This window comes from Mesorhizobium sp. M0715 (assembly GCF_040320355.1).
Taxonomy (GTDB): Bacteria; Pseudomonadota; Alphaproteobacteria; order Rhizobiales; family Rhizobiaceae; genus Mesorhizobium.
Genome location: NZ_JAMYPL010000006.1, coordinates 241,211 through 264,908 on the forward strand (window position 1 = coordinate 241,211; position 23,698 = coordinate 264,908).

The 23,698-nt window shown below is 63.6% G+C and carries 20 protein-coding genes and 1 pseudogene; 12 read left to right on the top strand and 9 right to left on the bottom strand.

All coding sequences use genetic code 11. From position 1 onward, the window contains the following. Positions 1-3: 3 nt before the first annotated feature. From kce to NKI21_RS10325, 6 genes are all read right to left on the bottom strand, one after another. A complete protein-coding gene (gene kce / locus NKI21_RS10300) occupies positions 4-966 on the bottom strand; it encodes a 3,5-dioxohexanoate:acetyl-CoA acetone transferase (RefSeq protein WP_023808886.1) in 963 nt (320 codons plus the stop codon). Further along, positions 963-1,910: a 3-hydroxyacyl-CoA dehydrogenase gene (locus tag NKI21_RS10305; RefSeq protein ID WP_023808887.1), complete on the bottom strand. Its 948-nt coding sequence runs from the start codon at positions 1,908-1,910 to the stop codon at positions 963-965. The genes kce and NKI21_RS10305 overlap by 4 nt, the downstream gene beginning before the upstream one ends. 11 nt (positions 1,911-1,921) lie before the next feature. After that, positions 1,922-2,728 carry an SDR family oxidoreductase gene (locus NKI21_RS10310; RefSeq protein WP_023808888.1) on the bottom strand — a complete coding sequence of 269 codons (807 nt, stop codon included), beginning with the start codon at positions 2,726-2,728 and terminating at the stop codon, positions 1,922-1,924. 13 nt (positions 2,729-2,741) lie between these two features. Further along, entirely contained in the window at positions 2,742-4,826 is a 2,085-nt protein-coding gene (locus NKI21_RS10315) for an ABC transporter permease (RefSeq protein ID WP_352795286.1), read from the bottom strand. Then, positions 4,823-6,355 (bottom strand): sugar ABC transporter ATP-binding protein, encoded by a 1,533-nt coding sequence (locus tag NKI21_RS10320; RefSeq protein WP_352865477.1) that lies wholly within the window; start codon positions 6,353-6,355, stop codon positions 4,823-4,825. The genes NKI21_RS10315 and NKI21_RS10320 overlap by 4 nt, the downstream gene beginning before the upstream one ends. Before the next feature lie 83 nt (positions 6,356-6,438). Next, positions 6,439-7,566, bottom strand: a complete 1,128-nt coding sequence (locus NKI21_RS10325) for a sugar ABC transporter substrate-binding protein (RefSeq protein ID WP_128302335.1) — start codon at positions 7,564-7,566, stop codon at positions 6,439-6,441. 217 nt (positions 7,567-7,783) lie between these two features. On the opposite strand from NKI21_RS10325, the gene NKI21_RS10330 reads away from it, so the two are divergent. The 8 genes and pseudogenes from NKI21_RS10330 to apnL all read left to right on the top strand — a co-directional run bounded on the left by NKI21_RS10330 (position 7,784) and on the right by apnL (position 17,116). After that, positions 7,784-8,464 carry a GntR family transcriptional regulator gene (locus tag NKI21_RS10330; protein WP_128302334.1) on the top strand — a complete coding sequence of 227 codons (681 nt, stop codon included), beginning with the start codon at positions 7,784-7,786 and terminating at the stop codon, positions 8,462-8,464. A 331-nt stretch (positions 8,465-8,795) separates the two neighbouring features. Then, complete coding sequence (locus NKI21_RS10335; protein WP_128302332.1) at positions 8,796-9,623, top strand: phosphogluconate dehydrogenase C-terminal domain-containing protein; 828 nt, start codon at positions 8,796-8,798, stop codon at positions 9,621-9,623. Between the two features lie 330 nt (positions 9,624-9,953). Next, positions 9,954-10,895 carry a D-ribose ABC transporter substrate-binding protein gene (locus NKI21_RS10340; RefSeq protein ID WP_023808893.1) on the top strand — a complete coding sequence of 314 codons (942 nt, stop codon included), beginning with the start codon at positions 9,954-9,956 and terminating at the stop codon, positions 10,893-10,895. A 95-nt stretch (positions 10,896-10,990) separates the two neighbouring features. Continuing rightward, a complete protein-coding gene (locus tag NKI21_RS10345; protein WP_352865482.1) occupies positions 10,991-11,635 on the top strand; it encodes a DUF2291 family protein in 645 nt (214 codons plus the stop codon). Further along, the gene (locus tag NKI21_RS10350) at positions 11,632-13,188 is read left to right on the top strand and encodes a sugar ABC transporter ATP-binding protein (protein ID WP_023808895.1); all 1,557 of its coding nucleotides are present in this window, start codon (positions 11,632-11,634) and stop codon (positions 13,186-13,188) included. The genes NKI21_RS10345 and NKI21_RS10350 overlap by 4 nt, the downstream gene beginning before the upstream one ends. After that, positions 13,181-14,245 (top strand): ABC transporter permease, encoded by a 1,065-nt coding sequence (locus tag NKI21_RS10355; RefSeq protein ID WP_023808896.1) that lies wholly within the window; start codon positions 13,181-13,183, stop codon positions 14,243-14,245. The genes NKI21_RS10350 and NKI21_RS10355 overlap by 8 nt, the downstream gene beginning before the upstream one ends. A 2-nt stretch (positions 14,246-14,247) precedes the next feature. Further along, on the top strand, positions 14,248-15,282 hold the full coding sequence (locus tag NKI21_RS10360; RefSeq protein WP_352609306.1) for a Gfo/Idh/MocA family protein: 1,035 nt from the start codon (positions 14,248-14,250) through the stop codon (positions 15,280-15,282). After that, a pseudogene (gene apnL, locus NKI21_RS10365) lies at positions 15,279-17,116 on the top strand (D-apionate lactonase). Before NKI21_RS10360 ends, apnL begins: the two are co-directional and overlap by 4 nt. Before the next feature lie 2 nt (positions 17,117-17,118). On the opposite strand, the gene NKI21_RS10370 reads toward apnL, so the two are convergent. Next, positions 17,119-17,832 carry a transcriptional regulator NanR gene (locus NKI21_RS10370; protein ID WP_352865484.1) on the bottom strand — a complete coding sequence of 238 codons (714 nt, stop codon included), beginning with the start codon at positions 17,830-17,832 and terminating at the stop codon, positions 17,119-17,121. Positions 17,833-18,017: 185 nt separating this feature from the next. Here NKI21_RS10370 and oiaX point away from each other — a divergent pair, with 185 nt between their 5' ends. From oiaX to dhaL, 4 genes are all read left to right on the top strand, one after another. Then, the gene (oiaX, locus tag NKI21_RS10375; RefSeq protein ID WP_023808900.1) at positions 18,018-19,268 is read left to right on the top strand and encodes a 3-oxo-isoapionate-4-phosphate decarboxylase OiaX; all 1,251 of its coding nucleotides are present in this window, start codon (positions 18,018-18,020) and stop codon (positions 19,266-19,268) included. Positions 19,269-19,272: 4 nt separating this feature from the next. Further along, positions 19,273-20,607, top strand: a complete 1,335-nt coding sequence (locus NKI21_RS10380) for a four-carbon acid sugar kinase family protein (RefSeq protein ID WP_023808901.1) — start codon at positions 19,273-19,275, stop codon at positions 20,605-20,607. A 131-nt stretch (positions 20,608-20,738) separates the two neighbouring features. After that, positions 20,739-21,746 carry a dihydroxyacetone kinase subunit DhaK gene (locus tag NKI21_RS10385; protein WP_023808902.1) on the top strand — a complete coding sequence of 336 codons (1,008 nt, stop codon included), beginning with the start codon at positions 20,739-20,741 and terminating at the stop codon, positions 21,744-21,746. Between the two features lie 27 nt (positions 21,747-21,773). Beyond that, positions 21,774-22,415, top strand: a complete 642-nt coding sequence (gene dhaL, locus NKI21_RS10390) for a dihydroxyacetone kinase subunit DhaL (protein WP_023808903.1) — start codon at positions 21,774-21,776, stop codon at positions 22,413-22,415. 22 nt (positions 22,416-22,437) lie between these two features. Here dhaL and derI read toward each other — a convergent pair whose 3' ends face one another. Together derI and NKI21_RS10400 are read right to left on the bottom strand one after the other, a co-directional pair. Next, positions 22,438-22,875: a D-erythrulose-4-phosphate isomerase gene (gene derI, locus NKI21_RS10395; protein ID WP_013533067.1), complete on the bottom strand. Its 438-nt coding sequence runs from the start codon at positions 22,873-22,875 to the stop codon at positions 22,438-22,440. Between the two features lie 33 nt (positions 22,876-22,908). Further along, a complete protein-coding gene (locus NKI21_RS10400; protein WP_023808904.1) occupies positions 22,909-23,676 on the bottom strand; it encodes a triose-phosphate isomerase in 768 nt (255 codons plus the stop codon). Positions 23,677-23,698: the final 22 nt, after the last annotated feature.

A 23,698-nucleotide genomic window follows, 5' to 3' on the forward strand; every position in this document is an offset into this window, starting at 1 on the left:
GATTTAGAAAGCGACCTTGTCGCCGCCCTTCAATGACAGGATTTCGCGCGCCTCGTCGGGCGTCGCCACCTCCATGCCGAGCCCCTCGATGATCTTGCGTGCCAGCAAGACCTGTTCGGCGTTCGATTTGGCAAGCTTGCCCTTGCCCGCCCAGAGACTGTCCTCCAGCCCGACGCGGATGTTGCCGCCAAGTGCGGCCGATTGCGCGGCGATGCGCAGCTGGCTGGCGCCGGCGCCGAGGACCGACCAGCGGAACTGGTCGCCGAACAGCCGGTCGGCGGTGCGCTTCATATGGGCGACGTCTTCCGGGTGCGTGCCGATGCCGCCAAGCAGCCCGAACACCGACTGCACGAAGAAAGGCGGCTTCACCAGCCCGCGGTCGGCGAAGTGAGAGAGGTTGTAGAGATGGGCGATGTCGTAGCACTCGAACTCGAAGCGCGTGCCGTTGTCGTAGCAGGTCGCCAGAATGTACTCGATGTCCTTGAACGAGTTGCGAAAGACGAGGTCGCGGGTCGCTTCCAGATGCGGCTTTTCCCAGTCGAACTTGAAGGTCTCGTATTTGTCGGCGAGGTGATAGAGCCCGAAATTGATCGAGCCCATGTTGAGCGAGGCGACTTCCGGTTTGAACTTGGCGGCCGGGCGCACGCGCTCCTCGACCTTCATGTACGGGCTGCCACCGGTGGTGATGTTGATGGCGGCGTTGGTGCCTTGCTTGACGCGCGGCAGGAAGCGAGCGAAGGCCTCCGGCGTCTGGTCGGGCTTGCCGGTTTCCGGATCTCGCGCATGCAGATGCAGGATTGCGGCACCGGCTTCGGCAGCCGCGATCGCCTCAGAAGCGATCTGGTCAGGCGTGATCGGCAGATAGGGCGACATGGTCGGCGTGTGGATGGCGCCCGTCACCGCGCAGGTGATGATGACCTTGCCCCTGGTCTGCGCAGCACTTGGCTTGCGGCTCGTTTCGATCATTGTCCGTACTCCTGGTCCGATTTTTTCTTGTGTGCCGCCAGCGCCATCAGCCGACGATCGCGCCATACCTGCCGTTCGCCGAGGTTTTCGCGTGGCAGGCGCTCGCGGCGGTCGGCTTCGACGGTTTTCATCACCTCGCCCGCCCAGTCGACGCGCCGCAGCATCTGCGGGAAAATGTTCGAATAGATCGACTGATAACGCTCGACATAGTCGCGCACGCCGCCAGGTGCATTGAGATCGATGGTCTCGAACGGACCCATGAACGACCAGCGCAGCGCCAGTCCGTCACGGATACCGATATCGACATCCTCGACGCTGGCGTAGCCGTCGGCGACAAGCCGGAAAGCCTCCTCAAGCAATGCGCCTTGCAGGCGGTTCATGATGAAGCCGTCGAGCTCGCGCTTCATCACCAGGGGCGCATGACCGGCGTCGATGAGGAAGGCGCAGGTTCTCTCGACCGTCTCGGCGGACGTCCATGGCGCCGGCACGATTTCGGCCGCCGGAATGAGATAGGGCGGATTGATCGGGTGCACGACCAGACAGCGATGCCGTCCTTGCAGATGGTCGGTGAATTTCGACGGCAACAGCGCCGAGGTGGAACTGGCGATGACTGTCCGCGGATCGGCAAGCGTGTCGATCAGCGAGAATACCTCCCGCTTCACCTCGAGGTTTTCAGGCGTGTTCTCCTGGATATGGACCGCACCCGCCAGCGCCTTTGCCAGCTCCGCGACAATGGTGATCCGGCCAAGCACAGTGTCGACGGACTGACCGCGCAGCAGGTCGTTTGCGGCAAGGTCACCGAGCACGCCGGCAATGTAGTCGCGGGCGCCGCCGGTCGCAGCGGGCGACTGATCCCACATCCGCACGTCATGGCCGGCACGGGCGAAGCTGATCGCCCAGGCCCGCCCGATGAACCCGCTTCCGACAATTGCGACATTGGCCATGGATCGGCTCCTCAAAGTGTTTCGACATTGCCGTCGACGCCGAGCGACTGGCCGGAAATGTTGATCCCCGCATCGGAGAGCAGGAAGGCGACCATCGATGCGACATCATAGGGGCTGGTCATGCGGCGCAGCGAGATATTCTGCAGATAGCGTCCGGTCATTTCCTCGTGGCTGATACCGACCTGCTTGGCGCGCGCCGAGATAACACCTTCGATGCGCGGCCCTTCGATGATGCCGGGCAGGATGGCGTTGACCCTGATAGCGTGCGGCCCGAGCTCCTTGGCGAGACTCTGCGTGAAACCGATGACACCGAACTTGGCCGCCGAATAGGGTGTGCGGAAGGCGTAGCCATGGCGGCCGGCGGCCGACGACATCGAGACGATCGAGCCGCCGCCCGCCGCCTTGATCAGCGGCACGGCGCGCCGGGCGCACAGGAACTGGCCAGTCAGGCAGATGTCGATGCAGCGCCGCCAGTCGGCCGGGTCGATTTCGTCGACACCGCCGGTCGGCCCGGCAATGCCGGCATTGTTGATCAGCGCGTCGAGCCCGCCGAGTTCTTTCTCGACCGCCTCGAACAGCCGGTCGACGTCATCGTCGCGCGAAACATCCGCCTTCACAGCGGCGACCAGATCGATCTTGCCGGGAGCAGCGGCCAGCGCCTCGTCGGAAACGTCGCAGACGACGATGCGGGCACCGAGGCGTGACAGTGTGTCGGCTATGGCAAAACCGATGCCGCCGGCGCCTGCCGTCACCAGCACGCGCTGGCCTTTCAGCCCGGTCAGAAATTCGTCCGCCGATGCCGGCGCCCTTGTGCTCATGGTCCTGTCCTTTTCATTGCAGCCGCCGTTCGCGCAACGCCATGACGGCGCCCAGAACGACCAGTCCGTAAAGAATTGCCCTCGTGGCATAGGGAAGCGTGGTGCCGGCGAGCAGCATCTGCAGTGCCGTCAGCAACAACACGCCGCCGAGCATGCCGAGATAGTGGCCGCGTCCGCCGGTGATCAGCGCGCCGCCGACCACCACCACGGCGATCGACGGCAACAGATAGTCGTCGCCCATGCCAAGGCTTGCCTGACCCGAAAAGCCGGTCAGCATGATGCCGACAACAGCCGCGCAGACGGCCGAAAGCATATAGACCAGGATCAGCGTGCGCTCGACGCCGATGCCCGACAACCGCGCCGCGCGCAGCCCATTGCCGATGCCGTAGACGCGTCGTCCGAACGGCGTGCGGCCAAGCAGCAGTACCGCCGCGACGACAAAGACGACCATCAGCAGGACGATTGGGGTCAGCAGGCCGGCAAGCTTGGCCGTCATGACCCAGCGCAGCATCGGCGAGGAAAACCCGGCCGGCGTTCCCTGCGAATAGAGCAGCGCACAGCCTTGCAGAATGCCGTTGGTGGCGAGCGTCATGACGATCGGCGAGATGCCGAGATAGACGATGCCGAAACCATTGGCAAAGCCGATGGCGCAGGCCATCACCAGGACGACCGGCAAGGCGTAGACAAGGGCGGCGTCGGAGCCGTTGACCATGCCTGCCAGGATGATGCCGGAGATGCCGATCGTCCACGGCACGGAGAGGTCGAGGCCCCCGGTCAGAATGACGGTTCCCTGCCCGAGCGCCAGGACGGCTAGGAACGACGACAGCACCAGCAGCGAATTCCAGTACCCCGGATTGAGGATGGCGCGGCCGAGCCAGACCTGCGTGACGACCACGATGAGCAGCAGGCAGACATAGGCGGGCAGCGCATAGCGCAGCGTTTCCGCGTTGCGCAGATGGAAGGCAGGGTGCGGCGATGCCGGACTGCGCTGGGCATGGGCTGGTTCGGCGGTCTTGAGACGCCGGTCCACGCGCTCGAGTTGCGAGGGCAGTATGCCGGCGCGCCAGGCGGCGAGCCGGGCACGCGCGGCGCGCAACTGCACGGCAAGCACCGATGCGTGCGAGATGGAGCCGGCAAGTGCTGCCAGCACCAGAATGGTGCCTTCGGCGATGGTCGCATAATAGGCCGATACGTTGAGCACCAGCAGGATGTTCACCACGATCATCAGGATAAAGGCGCCAAAGACAGAGCCCACCGGGCCGCCCTGCCCGCCGCCGAGGCGCGTGCCGCCGACGACGACCGCCGCGAACATCGACAACAGCAGCGGATTGCCGACCAGCGGATCGCCGCTGCCGGTCTGGGCGCTGATGAAGACGCCGGCAAGGCCATAGCAGCCGCCGGCGATGACATAGACGGCAAAGCGCACCAGCACGACATTGATGCCGACGGAAGCGGCCGACTCCGCATCGCTGCCGACCGCATAAAGTGCTGTGCCGAAGCGGGTTCCCTTCAGCCAGAACCAGGCGAGCAGGACGACGCCGATCACCACCAGCGGCATCGGCAGCCAGCCGGCGATCGCGTCGCCAAGATAGAAGGTACCGAGATCGGGCGACACGAAGCCGCCGGGCTTGTCCATCACCAGCAGCGTCACGCCTTGCAGGATGAACATGGTGGACAGCGTCACCACGATGGGCTGCATGCGCAGCACAGCGATGAAGAAGCCGTTGAAGGCGCCCACGGCCATGCCGACGCCGATGCCGACGGCGGTCCACAAGATGATGCTGGCGCCTGGCGCCATTGGGTCCATGCTCGATGCCAGCACGGCATTGACCAGCGATATCACCGCGCCGGCGGACAGGTCGAAGCCGCCCGACAGGATCACGATGGTCTGGCCGATCGCCGCGAGCGCCGAGGTTGTGCCGCCGCTCGACAGGAACGACACATCGAAATAGGTCAGCGGCCCGGCGCTGATCCAGTCGACGATGAAAAGCAGGATGGCCAGGACGACCGCGGCGATCAGAGCGCCGCGATTGCGCATCAGCGCGCGGCGCAGCCCGAAGCCACCGGAAACAGGGGATGAGGCTGCCGTGCTGCTCATGCGGCGGCTTCCCCGGCATCGCCGAGCGCCGGGCGCATGATGGCCGGCTCGGTGATGGCGTCGCCTGCGAGCTCGGCTACGATGCGCCCGTCGTAGAGGACCAGGACCCGGTCGCACTGGTGGACAAGTTCGGGGATCTCCGTCGAGTGCAGCAGGATCGAGCCGCCGGCGGCGACGTAGTTTCGCATCATCACATAGAGCTCGTGCTTGGTGCCGACGTCGATGCCGCGGGTGGGATCGAACAAAAGCAGGATGCGGCTCTGCGCCACCAGCCATTTTGCGATGGCGATCTTCTGCTGATTGCCGCCGGAAAATGCGGCGGCCCGCGTCCACAGCGCACGATCATCGACTTCGACAGTGGCGAACGCCGCCTCGACGGAGCGGGTCTCGGCTTGCGCGTCGACAAGGCCTAGCCGTGTGAAGCGCGATATCACGGGCAGCGTGGCGTTCTGGCTTCCCGACAGTTTCAGGAACAGGCCTTCGGATTTGCGGTCTTCCGGCACCAGGCCGATCGCCATGTTGGGGAGCACGGCATCGGCGGGCGATCCCAGCCAGACCTTGCGGCCATCGACGAGGATGTCGCCGCGGGTGATTTCGGCCATGCCGAAGCAGGCCAGGAACAGATCCTGCTGGCCCATGCCCTGCAGTCCGGCGACGCCGAGGATCTCGCCTTTGCGCAAGTCGAATCCGGCACCGTCGAGCTTGCGCCCGACCTTCAGGTCGCGCACGCCCAGAACCGGCGGGCCGAAGGCCTGGGCACTGTCGGGCTTGGGCGGGAAGGTCTGCTCGATGCTGCGGCCGATGATCTTTTCGATGACGTCGGCGTCAGAGACATCGGCAACCGGCGCGGTGACGATGTGGCGGCCGTTTCTCAGGATCGTCAACGTCTCGCAAAAAGCGCGAACCTCGCGCATGCGGTGGGTGATGAAGACGATGGTGGTGCCCGCCGCCTTCAGCCTGGCGATGATGTCGCCCAGCCAGTCGACGTCGCGGCCGGCGAGCGTCGAGGTCGGTTCGTCGAGCAGCAGTATGCGCGGCTTGCGGTAGACGGCACGCGCGATCTCGATCTTCTGGCGCACCGAAAGCTCGAGTTCGCTCACCTCGGCGTCGAGATCGACGGAAAAACCGAGATCTTCGATATGGCGGCGGACGGCCTTGCGGGCGGCACCGCGGCGGATCAGGCCGGAGATGCCGACGGGGGCGTAAGGCAGCATCATGTTGTCGAGGACGGAGAGATCGCGCACCAGGGTCATCTCCTGGAACGCGGTCTGCATGCCGAGCGCATGTGCCGCGCGCGGTGCGCCGTAAGCGATCTCCTTGCCAAAGACGCGGACATGGCCTTGGCTCGGCCGGACCAGCCCGGACAGCAGCTTCACAAGTGTCGACTTGCCGGCTCCGTTTTCACCGAGCAGGGCATGGACGCTGCCGGGCGCGATCGCAAACGACACGCCGTCCAGCGCGACGGTCGGTCCGAACGCCTTGCTGATGCCGTCGATCTCGATGGCGGGAAGCTCGGAATGTTCTGTCATTGTCCTCGATCGCCAGGCTTGGCATGGACCGACGATGCACGGACAGAAAATGTCCGCGCATCGTCAAGATCGCCTTGGGAGGCTTATTCTTCCGGTTGTCCGACGAGGGCAGCCGCGAGGCCGACCTCGGGTGTCTGGTCCGAGAAGATCGAGGCAAACCAGCCCGGATTGGAGACCAGCGACGGCTTGAAGGCGTTGCAGCCGGCCTTCATCTCCGCCCATGTGCCTTCGTCGCACAGCTTGATCGTCTCATTGGTGACGAGCGGCAGCGGCAGGATGGTGGTCTTCGGCACGTCCTTGCCTTCGATCGCCTCGACGGCAAGCTTCAGCGCCAGCGCACCCGAATAAGGCGGCGAGGCGTAGGAAATGCGTTGTGCGCCGGCCGGCGCGTAAGGGGCGGCCGCACCTTCGACTTCGGTGCCCTCCGGCAGCATCTGGATGCGGCCGCCATTGGAACCTTCGCCGGCGCAAGGCAGGAGTTCGCTTGTCTTCTTGCCGGCCTCGAGCTGCATCGAGTTGGCGGTGAAGCAGCCGACCTGCATCCACAGCCCGTTGATGTCGTCCCAATTGCGGGTGGCCAGGATTTTCGAAAGTTCGGTGCGGGCGACCGCCTGGCTCCACATGCCGACAGCCTCGCCGACGATCTTGATATCAGGATATTTGGCGAAGACTTCCTTGGCGGCTTTTGTCCGCTGATCGTCGACGGATGTTCCCGGGACACCCGTGATGGCGATGATGTTGCCCTTGCCGTTGAGCTTCTTGACCAGCCATTCGGCGGTCACCCTGCCGGCTTCCAGCTGGTCGATGTGGACGTTGTAGGCACAAGGCTCGGTGATCTCGGCGTCGTAGGCAAAGACCTTCACGCCCTTGTCGCAGGCATTCTTGACGACCTGGTTGAGCGCGGTCGGCGAGATCGGATATACGACGATGGCCTCGGCGCCGCTTTGCACCATTGCGTTGATCTGCTGAATCTGGCGTTGCGCGTTGGGGCCAGCGACCTGGACCTGCAGGTCGACCTTGTCGGCCAGGCTCTTGTGGGCGGCCATGGCCTTGACCATGTTGGCCGCCTCCGCTTGCCAATCATTGCCTATGTAGCTCATGCTGAGAAAGATCTTGTGCTTCTCGGCTGCCTGCGCGGCGGACAGGCCGAAGGCGCATGCAGCCATGCCGGCCAGCAGCGCGAGCCGCCGGACTTTCGATCCGATACCCATGTGAACTCCTCCCAAACAGAACGATCGAATGCCTCCCAAGGGCACAAAACGTAACCCTTGCCATTCGATGCCGACGACCGTAACATGATTTGATCAAAGATCAATGATGAAATCGCTTAATATCAAAACGGGGGCCCGTGGGCGCTTGACGCGGCACCTTGAACCTTGCATTCCGGATGCAGGTAGCGTCGCCCTTGGGCGGGAAGGTTGACGGGAGATGGCTGGATCGGCGTTCAGAAAGCCGGGGGTCGAGATCGCACCCCTGTCCAGGGAAACCCTGCAGGACAGGGTCTATCGCCATGTCACCGAACTGATCCTCGACGGTAGCATCGTGCCGGGCGAGATGGTCACGGTTCAGAGCCTTGCCGATGCTTTTGGCGTCAGCCCGATGCCGGTCAGGGAAGCGTTGCGGCGCCTGACGGCCGCCAACGCGCTGATGGTGGTTTCAGGTCGGTCGATCGGCATTCCGGCATTAAGCCGCGCACGCCTCGTCGACCTCAGGAATGTCCGGTTCGAGATCGAGGCGATCGCGGCCGCATGGGCTGCGGAGCGTATGGGCGACCAGGCCGTGGCGCAGTTGCGCCAGCATCTGGATGCGCTCGAACAGGCCAATGCCGCCGGCGACGTCAAATCCTACCTGCGCGCCAACTACGCCTTTCATTTCTCGATCTATCGGGCAGCCGGTTCCGAGAACATGCTCAACATCATCGAGAACCTGTGGCTGCAGATCAGCCCCTACTTCAACATGCTGCACGATTCAGGAAACTACTCGACCGCCAACGAACACCATCAGGCGATGTTCGCGGCATTGAGAAACCGGGACGCGGAAGCCGTCAGGGCCGCGGTCCGCGCCGACATCGACGCCGCTTTCGACGTGCTGGTCGATCTTTTGAAGTAGCGCCCGACCCAGTCTCCGACCGCCTATCACATGCCGGCTCATCCCTGGTGATGGCAGAGCGCCAATGCGCATTTAACGGCCAGTGCGGGCTTCTTCGGGCTGATCGTATCCCCTGAGCGCGCCATCCAAGGTTCTGTTCACGGAGCAGTTCGTGGGCGAAACATCATTGTCATCTTCGTGCTGGAGCTTGCTGGGCGGCAGGCGATTACGCCGCAAACGCATGACCCTGCGCGCACGGTCATTATCGATTGCCAAAATCTGGTAGCGTGATTATACCAGTTGATAAGTAGACGACGGGCGATACCGTCGGCTGAGATGGAGTAGTGACCAGATGACAACGATTGCGCTGTTCGGGGCTGGCGGAAAAATGGGCTACCGCCTGTCGACCAATTTTCGCGGGTCGCCCTACACGATACGCCATGTCGAAGTCAGCGATGCCGGCCGCGAACGGCTGAAGACCGGACTGGGTTTCGATACGGTCAGTGCCGACGAGGCGCTCAAGGACGCCGATGTGGTGATCCTGGCCGTCCCAGACACGCATATCGGCAAGGTAGCGGCCAGCATCGAGAGCAAGCTGGTATCAGGCACGATGGTGGTGGTGCTCGACGCGGCAGCACCCTTTGCCGGCCATCTGCCGAAGCGGCCGGACCTCACCTATTTCGTCACCCACCCCTGCCATCCGCCGATCTTCAATGACGAGACGGACATGGCCGCGAAGAAGGATTATTTCGGCGGCGTGAAGGCCAAGCAGCATATGGTCAGCGCCCTGATGCAGGGGCCGGAAGAGGACTACGCCAAGGGCGAGGCGATCGCGAAGATCATATGGGCGCCGGTGATGCGTTCGCACCGCGTCAGCGTCGAACAGATGGCGCTGCTCGAGCCTGGCCTTTCGGAGACGGTGTGCGCCTCGTTGCTGGTGGTCATGAAAGAAGCCGTCGACGAGGTCGTGGCGCGCGGCGTCGACCAGCAGGCGGCACTCGACTTCCTGCTCGGCCATATGAACGTGCTCGGCGCCGTCATTTTCGGCGAGACCAAGGGCGTTTTCTCGGACGCCTGCAACAAGGCGATCGAGTTCGGCAAGCCGGTGCTGATGCGTGACGACTGGAAGCGGGTGTTCGAACCGGAAGAGATCGCCGCCAGCATTCAGCGGATCACCTGAGAGAAGACAGGTGCTTGACGCAGCACCTCGAGGGCCCGGCATGTCATTGCCGACCCTCGGTTTTGGTAGCTCATCAGGTACATGTCACCTGAATTTGTGGTTGACTCATCATACCAGTTGGCTTAGCTGTTCATGGCTCGGATCGACAAGGTTTCGCAGGGAGCAGGATGCCTGGGCGAGTGGAGGAGGGCTGGGGAGCAACGATCCGTCTTGGGTAAGCCGGCAACGGTTTTTTGACCCAAGCGATCCGCGGCCCGCGCTGCCTGACGAATTCGGATGCAGACAAAGCCATTGGCCGATCAAGGCAATTTTTTCAAACGGGAGGACTTCATGAAACTCACACGCAGAATGACGCTTGCGGCTTTCGCCGGCATGCTGGCGCTTGGCACGGCAGTGCCCGCCTACGCGGCGGATCTCATCGCCATTATCACGCCCTCGCACGACAATCCGTTCTTCAAGGCGGAAGCCGTCGGCGCCGAAGCCAAAGCCAAGGAACTCGGCTACGAAGCGCTGGTGCTGGTCCATGACGACGACGCCAACAAGCAGTCCGAGCTGATCGACACCGCGATCGGCCGTGGCGCCAAGGCGATCATCCTCGACAATGCAGGCGCCGACGCCACCGTCGCCGCCGTGCAGAAGGCCAAGGACGCAGGCATTCCGTCCTTCCTGATCGACCGCGAGATCAACGCCACCGGCGTCGCCGTGGCGCAGATCGTGTCCAACAACTACCAGGGTGCCCAGCTCGGCGCGCAGGAGTTCGTCAAGCTGATGGGCGAGAAGGGCAATTTCGTCGAACTGGTCGGCAAGGAATCCGACACCAATGCAGGCATTCGCTCCAAGGGTTATCACGACGTAATCGACGACTATCCGGACCTGAAGATGGTCGCCCAGCAGTCGGCCAACTGGAGCCAGACGGAAGCCTATTCCAAGATGGAATCGATCCTTCAGGCCAACCCCGACATCAAGGGTGTGATCTCCGGCAACGACACGATGGCGATGGGCGCCTATGCGGCACTTGCCGCGGCGAACCGCAAGGACGTCATCGTCGTCGGCTTCGACGGATCGAACGACGTACGGGACTCCATCACGTCGGGCGGTATCAAGGCAACCGTGCTGCAGCCGGCCTTCGCGCAGGCGCAGATGGCGGTCGAGCAGGCCAACGACTTCATCAAGAACAAGAAGTCGCCGGCCAAGGAAAAGCAGTTGATGGACTGCGTTCTGATCAATGGCGACAATGCCGCCAAGCTGGAGACCTTCGCGCTGACGAACTGAGCCAGCGTGATTTCAATAGCGAGGGGCGAAAATCGGTTTTCGCCCCTCGCCGCCATTTTCCGTGGGTCGCCCACGATGCTGAACGACAGGCCGCCATGCTGAACACCAAGCCGAACTGGCCGATCCTTACCGTGATGGTCGGCATCAGCCTGACCGCCTGCAAGATCCTGCCTACGAAATCGGAAGGCGGAGACAACGCTCCCGCCTTCAATCCAGACAAGATGGTCGAAGAGACATGGGCGGCAAAGGTCGTGCCCTATCTCCAGCAGAAAGCCGGACCGTTTGCGCAGGTTCACACCCTGGCGACAACCGATCCATCGGCTGCCGGCGCCAAATACGGCAATCCGAACAAGCAGGCGAATTCGCCTTGGACTTTCGCGGTTCGCCTGGAAGGCAAGATCGTCGCGGCCAACACGCAGTCGCGGGCGGCAACCGTCGACGTCGATGTCGACGGCGACGGCAAGGCCGATGCACGGGTGCAGATCGGACCGGCGGTGCGCGGCACCGCGCTGCGCGACAGCCTGGACTTCATCCAGTTCAACGACTTCACCAACCAGATCGACTTCGCCCAGTTCGGCAAGGCGTTCAACAGCTACACCGACAAGACGGTGCTGTCCAAGCTGCCGCGCGAGGCGCTGGAAGGCCGCAGTGCCAAAGTGCTGGGTGCCTATACGCTGGGCAACGGCCAGGACCTGCCGCTGGTGACGCCGGCGGAGGCAGAGATCGGGCCGAAGCCATGAGCGCGACAGCAGAGCGCGAAATCATCCTGAAGCTCGAGGACGTCTCCAAGGTCTATTCCGGCACCGTTGCGGTCAAGCGCGCCAATTTCGAGGTGCGCAAGGGCGCGGTCAACGTGCTGGTCGGTGAAAACGGCGCCGGCAAGTCGACGCTGATGAAGATCATCGCCGGTGTGGAACGGCCGACCGCCGGCCGCATCCTGCTGGAAGGCGAAGAGGTTTCCTTCTCGTCATCCGGTGATGCGGTGAACCGTGGCATCGGCATGGTGTTCCAGGAGTTGAACCTGTTCGGCAACATGAGCGTCGCCGAGAATATTTTCGCCACCCGGGAGATCACCAACCGCTTCGGCAAGATCGACCGCAAGGAACAGGAGCGCCGTGCGGCTGAATTTCTGGAACGCCTGCAAGCCGGCATACGGCCCGACATGCTGGTCGAGGATTTGCGCATCGGCCAGCAGCAGTTGGTCGAGATCGCCAAGGCGGTTTCGCTCGATGCGCGAATCCTGATCATGGACGAGCCGACCTCGGCGCTGAGCGCTGCGGAGGTCGAGATCCTGTTCAAGGTGATCGCCGACCTCAAGGCGCGCGGCGTGGCCATCGTCTACATCTCGCACCGGCTGGAAGAGCTGATCCGCATCGGCGACTACATCACCGTGCTGCGCGACGGCCGCATCACCGGCCAGGAGGAGATGAAGAACGTCGACACGCAATGGATCGTTCGCCAGATGATCGGTTCCGACGCCAAGGATTTCGCCAAGGCTGACGGCCATCTTCCGGGCGAGGAGATCTTTCGAGCCGAGGACATCTGCCTGCCGCGCGCTATCGGCGGGCTTGCCGTCGACCATGTCTCGCTGTCGCTGCGCGCCGGCGAGATCCTCGGCATCTACGGCCTGATGGGCGCCGGTCGCAGCGAATTGTTCGACTGCATCATGGGCCGCCACGGCCATTCGACAGGCGCGATCTTCATTGGCGGTAAAAAGGTCAAGGAGCGCGACACGACGCGGCGCATCCGGCGTGGCCTGGCATTGATCCCCGAGGATCGCCAGCGCGAAGGGCTGGTGTCGATCCTCTCGGTCGCCAGCAATCTGACGCTAGCCAGCCTGTCGCGATTTGCCCGCCTGTTCCATATCCGTGGCGCCGACGAAAGGCAGGCGGTGACGCAGATGGTGCGGGAACTGGCGATCAAGGTCGCCGACCCGGCGCAGGAAGTGTCTTCGCTGTCGGGCGGCAACCAGCAGAAGGTGGTGATCGGCAAGGCGCTGCTCACCGAACCCAAGGTGCTGCTAATGGACGAACCCAGCCGAGGCATCGATGTCGGCGCCAAGGCAGACGTCTTCCGCACCATGCGCAAACTGTCCCGCGACGGATTGGGGATTTTGTTCGCCACCTCCGACCTCGATGAGGTGATGGCGCTGTCCGACCGCATCGCGGTGATGAGCAACGGAAAACTGACCGGCATGTTCGACCGTGCCGAGGCGACGGAGGCGGCACTCGTGGCTGCATCCGCGCTTGGCCACGGACCGGTCCCACACACGGAGAGCACCGCCCATGACTGACATCCCAGCCAAGGCGGCCGCTCATTCCGCTTCCAGCGGCTCCGTGCTGTTGACGCTGATGAAGCTCAGGACCTTCATCGCGCTTATCGCCGTGCTGATCTTCTTCTCGATCGCGGCGCCGAATTTCCTGTCGACCGCCAATCTGATCCTGATGTCGAAGCACGTGGCGCTGAACGCGTTCCTGGCGATGGGCATGACCTTCGTCATCATCACCGGCGGCATCGACCTTTCGGTCGGCTCGATCGTCGGCCTGTGCGGCATGGTGGCCGGCTATCTCGTGCTCAATGGCATCGACCTGCAGATCGGCTACACCATCTATTTCAACGTCTTCGAGATCGCGCTGATCACGCTTGCCGTCGGCATATTGATCGGCGCCGTCAACGGCTTGCTGATCACCCGGCTGAACGTCGCGCCGTTCATCGCCACGCTTGGAGTGCTCTATGTCGCGCGCGGCCTGGCGCTGCTGTCGTCGGATGGCCGCACCTTTCCCAACCTCGTCGGCAAGCCGGAGCTTGGCACCACCGGTTTCGGTTTCCTCGGTGCAGGCCGGCTGCTTGGCCTGCCGGTGGCGATCTGGATCCTGATCGTCGTTGCACTGGGAGCCGCCTATCTCGCCAAATACACACCGCTCGGCCGCCATATCTTCGCCGTCGGCGGCAATGAACGGGCGTCGCGGATTTCGGGCGTCCGTGTCAACATGGTGAAGATGTTCGTCTATATGTTCTCCGGTTTCTGCGCGGCGATCGTCGGCCTGATCATCTCGTCCGAGCTGATGGCCTCGCATCCGGCAACAGGCGAAAGTTTCGAGCTCAACGCCATTGCGGCGGCGGTGCTCGGCGGTACCTCGATGTCGGGCGGGCGCGGCACGATCGGCGGCACCATCGTCGGCGCCTTCGTCATCGGCATTCTTTCGGACGGGTTGGTGATGATGGGTGTGAGTTCGTTCTGGCAAATGGTGATCAAGGGTCTCGTCATCATCGTCGCCGTTGTCGTCGACCAGGCACAACGCCGGCTTCAACAGCGCGTCACCTTGATGCAGATGGCGAAGGCGGGTTGAGCATGGCGGAGTTGCGTGGAGCGCTGATCGGCTGCGGCTTCTTTGCCGTCAACCAGATGCACGCCTGGCGCGGCATTGCGGGCGCTTCGATCGTTGCTATCTGCGACCGTGACCCGGAACGGCTCAAGATCGTCGGCGACCAGTTCGGCATAGCGAAGCGCTATACCGATGCGGCGGAACTTTTTGCCGGCGAAAGCCTGGACTTCGTCGACATCGCCACCACCGCGCCCAGCCATCGTCCGCTTGTCGAAATGGCGGCCGCTCATCGCGTTCCGGTGATCTGCCAAAAGCCGTTCGCGCCGACGCTCGCCGACGCCAAGGCAATGGTCGGGGCATGCGCGGAAGCCGGCGTGCCGCTGATGGTGCATGAGAATTTTCGCTGGCAGTCGCCGATCCAGGCGGTGCGCGCCGTGCTCGACAGCGGCGAGATCGGCACGTCTTTCTTCGGGCGCATCTCCTTCCGCTCCGGCTATGACGTGTTTTCCGGCCAGCCCTATCTAGCGACGGGAAAGCGCTTCATCATCGAGGACCTCGGCATCCATATCCTCGATATCGCCCGCTTCCTGCTCGGCGACGTCTCGACCATCACGTCGCGAACCGCCCGCGTCAATCCTAGTATCGCGGGCGAGGATGTGGCGACGATGCTTCTGGACCACAAGAGCGGCGCGACCTCCGTGGTCGACTGCAGCTATGCGACGAAGCTTGCCACCGAGCCGTTTCCCGAGACGCTGATCGAGATCGACGGCAGCGACGGAACGATCCGGCTGGCGCAGGGATACCGGCTCACCGTCACCGGCAAGAACGGCACGGTCGTCACCGACGTCTCGCCGCCGCTGCTGCCATGGGCGTCGCGGCCCTGGCATAACATTCAGGAAAGCGTCGTCGCCATCCAGCAGCATTGGGTAGACTGCCTGGCGAAGGGAATCGAACCGGCGACCTCGGGCGCCGACAATCTCAAGACGTTCGCACTGGTCGAGGCGGCTTACACCGGTGCCGCGAGCCGGCAACCGGTGCAGCTCGACGCCTTGCTTAAATGACCGCCGACGCATTCCTGCTCTACGGAACGCATGCCGTCGAGGCCGAACCAATCAGGCTACGCGCAGGCGCGCTCAGCGCCGACTTCGTCAACGGCAATCTGCGCACCATCCGGCATGGCGGCACCGAGGTGCTGCGCGCCATTGCCTATATCGTGCGCGACCGCGACTGGGGCACTTATGAGCCGGTGCTGACGGGCCTCGTCATCGATCAGGACGCGGAGAGCTTCGCGATCAGCTATTCGGCAAGCTGCATCGGACCCGATGGAAGCCGGCTCGGCTTCCACGCAACCATCAAAGGCTTCGCCGATGGCCGTCTGGTCTTCGACGTCGGCGCCCTCCCCGAAAGCGATTTCGAGACCAACCGCTGCGGCTTCTGCATCCTGCATCCGATCGCAGGGCTGGCCGGCAGTCCGGTCACGGTAGAGCATACGGACGGCAGCATCGTCGCGACGAAACTTCCCGAGTTGATCGACCCCTGGCAGCCTTTCAAAAATCTGCGGACGATCACGCATGAGGTTCGGCCTGGTGTCACCGCCGAATGCCGGATGGAAGGTGACGTGTTCGAAATGGAGGACCAGCGCAACTGGTCGGACGCCTCCTACAAGACCTATGTGCGGCCGCTGGCGCTGCCATGGCCCTATGTGCTGCCTGCCGGCCAAACCCTGCGCCAGACGATCAGCCTGCGCATCACAGGTGAAGGCAAAGCTCGGCTGCCACCGTGACCAGCGAACCGGTCCGCGTTGAACTCGGCGAGGTCGGGCCAAGGCTGCCCGATGTCGGCGTGGTCATCTATCCCGAGGATGTCGAGACGGCGCTGGCGAACCTCTCCACGCTGGCGGCACTCGGCCCACAACAGCTGCTGTTTCACTACGATCCGACGCGCGGCCACGGACTTGACGCCTTGCGCGCTTTCGCCCGACTGGCAACTGCCTACGCGGCCGAAACAACCCTCGAATGCGTCGTTGCCTGCGCCGGCGATCTTGACGCCGAGATGTCTGGCGTCGCCAATCTGGTGCGCGAGGCCGGGCTGAAACTCTCGGCCATTGCCGTGTCGCCGTCGGTCGACCGACAGTCGACTCCGCCGGGCAGCGCGTGGCCGGACTGTCCGCCACTCGAGGAGATCTATGCCGCAACGCGGCGCGCGTTCTCGGATATCCGCCTCGGCGGCGGCATGTTCAGCTATTTCACCGAGCTCAACCGCAAGCGCGTGCCGGCGGACCAGCTCGATTTCGTCACCCATTGCACCTGCCCGATCGTGCATGCCGCCGACGACCTGAGCATCATGCAATCGCTGGAGGCGCTGCCTTTCATCACCCAATCGGCACGGGCGATCTTCGGGGCAAAATCCTACCGGATCGGTCCGTCGACGATTGCCATGCGGCAAAACCCCTATGGCGGCGCGACCAAGCCCAATCCCGGGGGACAGCGCATCGCCATGGCCGACCGAGACCCGCGCCATGCCGGCCTGTTCGCAGCAGCATGGACGATCGGCTACGCTGCGCGTGTCGCACCGGCCGGACTGGAGATGCTGACACTTTCCAGCTTCACTGGACCTTTCGGCGTGCTCGCTTCATCAGGGGAACCTGTCGCGGAAGGATCGCGCCGGCCGATCTTCAGGGCCATCAAGGGGCTTTGCGAACTGGCTGGCCTTTCGCATGTGGCGGCCAGGACGAGCGATGAGACCAAGGCGCTGGCGCTGGCCGGGCGCTCCGCCTCGGGCAAGACAATCGCGTGGCTGGCGAACCTGACGGCGGACGACGTGCCGGTCGACATTTCAGCTTTTGGCCGCGGCCATCTCGTGATGACGCCTTACGCGATCGTTCGGATCGGCTGAAGTTACTTTTCGGAGTTCATCACATAGAGCGCGCGTGAGCGCTCGAGATGCTTGATCATCGCCTTCTCGGCGCCATCCGCATCCTTTTTCTCGATGCGACCGATGATCTCTTCGTGCTCGGTCAGCGTGAACTTTTCCTTGCCGGTCCAGATCAGCATTTCGGTGTGGTATTCCTTCAGCCAGCCCAGCATCGCCTCGCTGACGGCAACATAGATCGGGTTGCCGGAGATCGTGGCGATCTGTGTATGGAACTTCATGTCAGCGGAGATGAAGGCTTCGGAATCGCCGCGAAAGCCGCGCTGTTCGGCGACGGTCGCCCGCAGCCGCAGCACATCCTCGGCGGTGGCCTTTTCGGCGGCTTCCCTGACCATGCCGCGCTCGAAGAAGATGCGCGCGGTTTTCAGATGCTCAAGCGTGTCCTTCGACGACGACAGGATGATCTTGGCGGCACCATCGACCTGCTTAATGATCGACTTGGCGGTCAGTTGCAGCACCTTGGCGCGCTCGCCATGCGAGATCGCGACCAGGCCCATATTGCTCAGCGCCTGCATCGCCTCGCGAATCGCCGGCCTGCCGACCTCGAAGCGCTCCATCAGTTCGCGCTCCGACGGCATGTCGTCACCCGGCATCAATTCGCCGCTGGTGATCAGGCGCTTCAGCCGCAAGAAGACCTCGTCGGAAAGCTTGCGCCGGACAATCGGTTCCGAACGGTTCATCGTCGCGAATCACTCCCTTGAGCCGGCCCTATCTAACACTGCCGCCACATTTCCCGGAAATTGCCGCCTGTCGATCTGCCTAAAACTTCTAGCCGGATATGCCTTGCAATACTTATGTACTCATTATACCAGATTTAGAACACCGGTGAACCTTTTTCGAACGCCTCGGCTTAAGACAGCAGACCATGATCACCCTCACCTATCGCATCGAAACGCCTGGAAGCATCGAAGCGTTGGCCGCCAAGATCGCCAGCGACCAGTCGACCGGCACCTTCGTCGCGCTGCCCGGCGAGACCGAAGAGCTGAAGGCCCGGGTGGCGGCGCGCGTGCTGGCGATCCGGCCTCTGCCCGATGCCGAGCGGCCGTCACTTCCCGATGACGGCAGCGGGCCGTTCAAACGCGCCGATGTCGACATCGCCTTTCCGTTCGATGCCATCGGCACCGACCTTTCGGCGCTGATGACCATCGCCATCGGCGGCACCTATTCGATCAAGGGCCTCACCGGGATCCGCGTCGTCGACATGAAGCTGCCGGAGGATTTTCGCGGCGCGCATCCCGGCCCACAGTTCGGTGTCGCCGGCAGCCGCCGACTGACCGGTGTGACGGACCGCCCGATCATCGGCACCATCGTCAAGCCGGCGCTCGGGCTGCGGCCGCACGAGACGGCGGCAATGGTGGCGGAACTGATCGCCGCCGGCGTCGATTTCATCAAGGATGACGAGAAGCTGATGAGCCCGGCCTATTCGCCGCTGTCGGAGCGGGTGAAGGCAATCATGCCGCTGATCCTCGACCATAAGCAGAAGACCGGCAAGAAAGTGATGTATGCCTTCGGCATTTCGCATGCCGACCCGGATGAGATGATGCGCAACCACGATCTGGTGGCGAAGGCCGGCGGCAATTGCGCTGTTGTCAACATCAATTCGATCGGGCTCAGTGGCATGGCGTTCCTGAGGAAGCGCTCCAGTCTGGTGCTGCATGCTCACCGCAACGGCTGGGACATCCTCACCCGGCACCCCGGGCTAGGTATGGGCTTCAAGGTCTGGCAGCAATTCTGGCGACTGCTCGGCGTCGACCAATTCCAGATCAACGGCATCGCCTCGAAATATTGGGAGCCGGATGACTCCTTCGTCGAGTCGTTCAAGGCGGTGACGACGCCGATCTTCTCACCTGAGGACTGCGCCTTGCCGGTCGCCGGCTCCGGCCAGTGGGGCGGGCAGGCGCCCGAGACATATGCGCGGACCGGCCGGACCGTCGATCTTCTCTATCTCTGCGGCGGTGGCATCGTCAGCCATCCGGACGGGCCGGGCGCCGGCGTGCGTGCCGTGCAGCAAGCCTGGCAGGCGGCGGTCGACGGCATTCCGCTTGCCGACTTCGCCCTGAACCACCCTGAACTGGCGCGGTCGATCGAAAAATTCGGCGACGGCAAGGCAGCCTGAAGCCATGCAGAACCTGCTTCTCAGCTATTATGGCGACGACCTGACCGGCTCGACCGATGTCATGGAGGCGCTTGAGCTCGGCGGCGTGCCGACCGTGCTGTTCATGCGCCAGCCGGACGATGCCTTGCTTTCGCGGTTTGCCCATTGCCGGGCGATCGGCCTCGCCGGCACCAGCCGCAGCGAGACGCCGCAGTGGATGGACATGCATCTGCGCGATGCCTTTGCCTGGCTGAAGACACTCAACGCCGCGATCTGCCACTACAAGGTTTGCTCGACCTTCGATTCCAGCCCAACGGTCGGCAGCATCGGCCGGGCCATCGAGGTCGGCCGCTCGGTGTTCGCGCAGGATAGTGTGCCGCTGCTGGTCGGCGCGCCGCAGCTCAAGCGCTACACCGCCTTCGGCCATCTATTCGCCGCCTATCGCGACCAATATTTCCGCATCGATCGCCACCCTGTGATGAGCCGCCATCCGACGACGCCGATGGATGAGGCCGATCTCCTGATCCATCTGTCGCGGCAGACGGCGCTGAGCTCCGGGCTGATCGACCTTGCAACGCTGCAGTCCGCGTCGCGATCGGCCGCGTTCGATCGCCTGACCGGAAACGGCACCCCCATCGTGCTTCTCGATGTCGACAATCTGGAAACGCAGGCTCTGGCCGGCAAGGAGATCTGGCGCGTTCGCAAGCCAGGCGGTTCTTTTGTCGTCGGCTCGTCCGGGGTCGAGTATGCATTGCTGGCCGAATGGGCGTCGAATGACATTGTCGGCGCTGGACAAGGTTTTACGCCGCCGGGCGCAGCCGAGCGGATAGCCGTCGTGTCGGGCAGTTGTTCGCCGACCACCGAGCGGCAGATCCGGCATGCCCTGACCGACGGTTTCGACGGCATCGAGGTCGATCCCGTCGAGCTGGTTTCGGAGTCTTCGCAGCAGGCGATCGCGCGCGCAACGGCAAGCGGCCGTGCCAGTCTGCAAGCCGGGCGCAGCGTCATCCTCTACACCGCGCTTGGCCCCGATGCCGACAGGGGCGCCGAAATCGACCGGCAGGAAGGCGCCCGCCACAGGCTTGGCCGCGGCCTTGGAGAAATCCTTCGCAGCCTGACGATCGAACAGAATTTGCGGCGCGTGGTCATTGCCGGCGGCGACACGTCGAGCCACGCACTCGGCGAGATGGGTGTCGATGCCCTGACAATTCGCATGCCGCTGCCCGCTTCGCCTGGCTCGCCGCTCTGCGTTGCCCACTCGCGCGTCAAGGCGATCGACGGCTTGGAGGTCGCGCTCAAGGGCGGCCAGGTCGGAACCGATCGCTATTTCTCAGCCATCCGCGACGGCCTCGGCACTTGAACCAGCCGACACCTGGATTTCAGGAGCCGCTGTGCGAGAGCACTTCAACACGCGAAATGCGCCTTGCCGGGTGGAAATCCCGGTAACACCCGGTACTATCTGCGAAAATGCCGAAATCGGGAGGACGTCGGGTGCAGACCAAGAAGATCATCAACGATGGCAACCGCGCCGTTGACGAGATGCTGGAAGGCATCCTGGCAGCGCATCCCCGCCATCTCAAAAGCGTGGACGGCAGTCCACGCTCCATCATCGCCCGCGACGGACCGCGCCAGGGCAAGGTGGGCCTCGTGATTGGCGGCGGTTCGGGCCACGAGCCGAGCTTTCTCGGCTTTGTCGGCAAGGGATTGGCTGACGCTGCGGCCATCGGCAATGTCTTTGCCTCGCCGCCGCCGGACCCGATCCTCGAATGCGCCAAGGCAGTCAGCGGCGGCGCCGGCGTGCTCTTCATGTACGGCAATTATGCCGGCGACGTGATGAATTTCGACATGGCGGCCGAGATGGCCGCCATGGACGACATCGAGGTGCGCACGGTGCTGAGCACCGACGACGTCGCCTCGGCACCGCGCGACCAGCGGCACAAGAGGCGCGGCGTCGCCGGCAATTTCTTCATCTTCAAGGCGGCCGGCGCCGCCTGCGACCGGATGTTGTCCTTCGACGAATGCGAGCGCGTCGCCGGCAAGGCCAACGACCATACCTTCACCATGGGCGTGGCGCTGTCGCCCTGTTCGCTGCCGCAGACCCGCCGGCCGAATTTCGAGATCGGCCCGGACGAGATGGAGATCGGCATGGGCATCCACGGCGAGCCCGGCATCGCGCGCGAAAAGTTGAAAACAGCCGACGAGATCACCGACGAGATGCTGGACAGGATTCTCGACGAGATGGCGCCGGCGCGCGGCGACAAGGTCGCGGTGCTCGTCAATTCGCTGGGCTCGACGCCGCTGATGGAACTCTACATCATGAACCGGCGCGTGAAGCAGAGGCTCGATGAGATCGGTGTGTCCATACACGCAAGCTGGGTCGGCAATTACTGCACCTCGCTCGAAATGGCCGGGGCCTCGATCACTCTGCATCGGCTGGACGGCGAGTTGCAGACGATGCTGGACCACCCCTGCGACTGCGCCATGTTTCGCGCCGGCTAAACCCACTTCTGTGGCAAGGACTAAGACATGACGACAATCGACACCGCCCGCCTTGTCGCGATGTTCGCGGCGATCGCAACCGCCATGTCGGCCGACAGGGACCGACTATGCGCGCTTGACGGAGTTATCGGCGACGCCGACCACGGCATCGCGATGGAGCTTGGATTTTCCGCGGCACGCGATGCAGTCGCCGCACTGGACACCGAGGCCACTGATCCGACCACCTTGCTGAACACGGCGGCAAAGTCGTTCCTGAATGCGGTTGGCGCCTCCTCCGGTCCGCTCTATGCGACCGCGTTCATGCGCGCCGCGGCAGCCGTCAAGGGCAAGACGACGCTCGACGACGCGGACGTGGTCACTCTGTTCCAGGCGATGGCCAAAGGCATTCAGGATCGCGGCAAGGCCGAGCCAGGCGAAAAGACGATGATCGATGCATGGGCGCCGGCTGCGCAGGCGGCGGGCGAAGCGCTGACCTCCGGCAAGGATCTGGCGGGCAGTCTCGAAGCTGCTGCACAAGCGGCAAACGCCGGCGCGGAGGCGACCAAGTCGATGGTCGCCACCAAGGGCCGGGCATCGCGCCTCGGCGAACGCTCGCTTGGCCACATGGACCCGGGCGCCGCCTCCGCCGTGACCGTGATCGAGGCGATGCGGGTCGCCTTGACCACCTGATCAGTAACGGGCCTTCCGCGCCTCAGCGCTTGGCGTCGAGCTTGTCGATGGCCTGCACGTTTGTGGCGGAGGGGCCATTCGGATCGAACTCCGAGGCCAACCATGCGTCGGCGATCGATTTCGCCAGTTCGGGACCGATGACGCGGGCGCCCATGGTGATGATCTGGGCGTTATTGGACTTGGCGGCGCGCTCAGCGGAATAGGTGTCGTGGGTCAATGCGGCGCGAATGCCCGGGACCTTGTTGGCGGAGATGCTGACGCCGATGCCGGTGCCGCAAAACAGGATGGCCCGGTCGTAATTGCCGTCGAGAATTTCGTGGCCGACCGAGGCGGCGATATCGGCGTAGAATCCGGCCTGGCTTAGGTCGACGACCTGCAGTTCCGGCTTGGTGGCGAGATGCTTGGCGATGACGTCGAGCAACGGCTTGCCGGCGCTGTCGGCTCCGAGTGCGATCTTCATGATGATGAGCTCCTTTGCTTGGTCTTTTAGCGGTCAGCGCGCGATGGCGGCCGACGCCTTTTTCAGAATGTCGATATAGCCTTCCGCTTGCCACGCCGAGCGGCCGATGAACAGGCCATCGATATGCGGCTGGCCGATGAGTTCGGCCGCGTTGCCGGGATTGACGCTGCCGCCGTAAAGCACAGGCGGGGCAGCCGGCAGCCGGTCGGCGGCAACCTGCTTGATCAGCGCCTGCTGCCTGTCGGCATAGTCGGCGCTGGCGGGAATGCCCTTCTCGCCGATCGCCCAGACGGGCTCGTAGGCAAAGAGGATTTCAGCCTTCAGTTGATCGCCGCTCAGCTCTTGCAGCGCGCCGAGAACCTGTGCCGTCAACACCGCCTCGGCGCGGCCTGATTCACGCTCAGCCAACGTCTCGCCGACGCAAATCAGCGGCACGAACCCGTGCCTGACAGCGGCCGCCGTTTTCAGTCCCACAGTCGCGTCCGTTTCGCCGAAATGCTCGCGACGCTCGCTATGGCCGAGTTCGATCACATCCAGCCCACAGTCTTTCAGCATCACTGGCGAGATCTCTCCCGTCCAGGCACCGGCGTCGGCCCAATGCATGTTCTGGGCGCCGACTTTCACGCGGGTGTTGGCCAGCGCCGCTTTGACCTGGCGCGCGGCGGTGAACGGCGGAATGACGAAAGGCTGTATCGCCTGATCGAAGTCAGGCACGAAGGCCGCCAACGCATCGGCGAACTGCAGCGCCTCGGCAAGCGTCTTGTTCATCTTCCAGCTCGTGCCGACCCAATATGGGGTCATTCTTTTCTCCTTCAACGCGCGT

What these genes read in the sequence shown, in the direction of transcription:
- kce (WP_023808886.1), bottom strand. Translation starts at nt 966, where the DNA reads ATGATCGAAACGAGCCGCAAGCCAAGTGCTGCGCAGACCAGGGGCAAG.
- NKI21_RS10305 (WP_023808887.1), bottom strand. Translation starts at nt 1,910, where the DNA reads ATGGCCAATGTCGCAATTGTCGGAAGCGGGTTCATCGGGCGGGCCTGG.
- NKI21_RS10310 (WP_023808888.1), bottom strand. Translation starts at nt 2,728, where the DNA reads ATGAGCACAAGGGCGCCGGCATCGGCGGACGAATTTCTGACCGGGCTG.
- NKI21_RS10315 (WP_352795286.1), bottom strand. Translation starts at nt 4,826, where the DNA reads ATGAGCAGCACGGCAGCCTCATCCCCTGTTTCCGGTGGCTTCGGGCTG.
- NKI21_RS10320 (WP_352865477.1), bottom strand. Translation starts at nt 6,355, where the DNA reads ATGACAGAACATTCCGAGCTTCCCGCCATCGAGATCGACGGCATCAGC.
- NKI21_RS10325 (WP_128302335.1), bottom strand. Translation starts at nt 7,566, where the DNA reads ATGGGTATCGGATCGAAAGTCCGGCGGCTCGCGCTGCTGGCCGGCATG.
- NKI21_RS10330 (WP_128302334.1), top strand. Translation starts at nt 7,784, where the DNA reads ATGGCTGGATCGGCGTTCAGAAAGCCGGGGGTCGAGATCGCACCCCTG.
- NKI21_RS10335 (WP_128302332.1), top strand. Translation starts at nt 8,796, where the DNA reads ATGACAACGATTGCGCTGTTCGGGGCTGGCGGAAAAATGGGCTACCGC.
- NKI21_RS10340 (WP_023808893.1), top strand. Translation starts at nt 9,954, where the DNA reads ATGAAACTCACACGCAGAATGACGCTTGCGGCTTTCGCCGGCATGCTG.
- NKI21_RS10345 (WP_352865482.1), top strand. Translation starts at nt 10,991, where the DNA reads ATGCTGAACACCAAGCCGAACTGGCCGATCCTTACCGTGATGGTCGGC.
- NKI21_RS10350 (WP_023808895.1), top strand. Translation starts at nt 11,632, where the DNA reads ATGAGCGCGACAGCAGAGCGCGAAATCATCCTGAAGCTCGAGGACGTC.
- NKI21_RS10355 (WP_023808896.1), top strand. Translation starts at nt 13,181, where the DNA reads ATGACTGACATCCCAGCCAAGGCGGCCGCTCATTCCGCTTCCAGCGGC.
- NKI21_RS10360 (WP_352609306.1), top strand. Translation starts at nt 14,248, where the DNA reads ATGGCGGAGTTGCGTGGAGCGCTGATCGGCTGCGGCTTCTTTGCCGTC.
- NKI21_RS10370 (WP_352865484.1), bottom strand. Translation starts at nt 17,832, where the DNA reads ATGAACCGTTCGGAACCGATTGTCCGGCGCAAGCTTTCCGACGAGGTC.
- oiaX (WP_023808900.1), top strand. Translation starts at nt 18,018, where the DNA reads ATGATCACCCTCACCTATCGCATCGAAACGCCTGGAAGCATCGAAGCG.
- NKI21_RS10380 (WP_023808901.1), top strand. Translation starts at nt 19,273, where the DNA reads ATGCAGAACCTGCTTCTCAGCTATTATGGCGACGACCTGACCGGCTCG.
- dhaL (WP_023808903.1), top strand. Translation starts at nt 21,774, where the DNA reads ATGACGACAATCGACACCGCCCGCCTTGTCGCGATGTTCGCGGCGATC.
- derI (WP_013533067.1), bottom strand. Translation starts at nt 22,875, where the DNA reads ATGAAGATCGCACTCGGAGCCGACAGCGCCGGCAAGCCGTTGCTCGAC.
- NKI21_RS10400 (WP_023808904.1), bottom strand. Translation starts at nt 23,676, where the DNA reads ATGACCCCATATTGGGTCGGCACGAGCTGGAAGATGAACAAGACGCTT.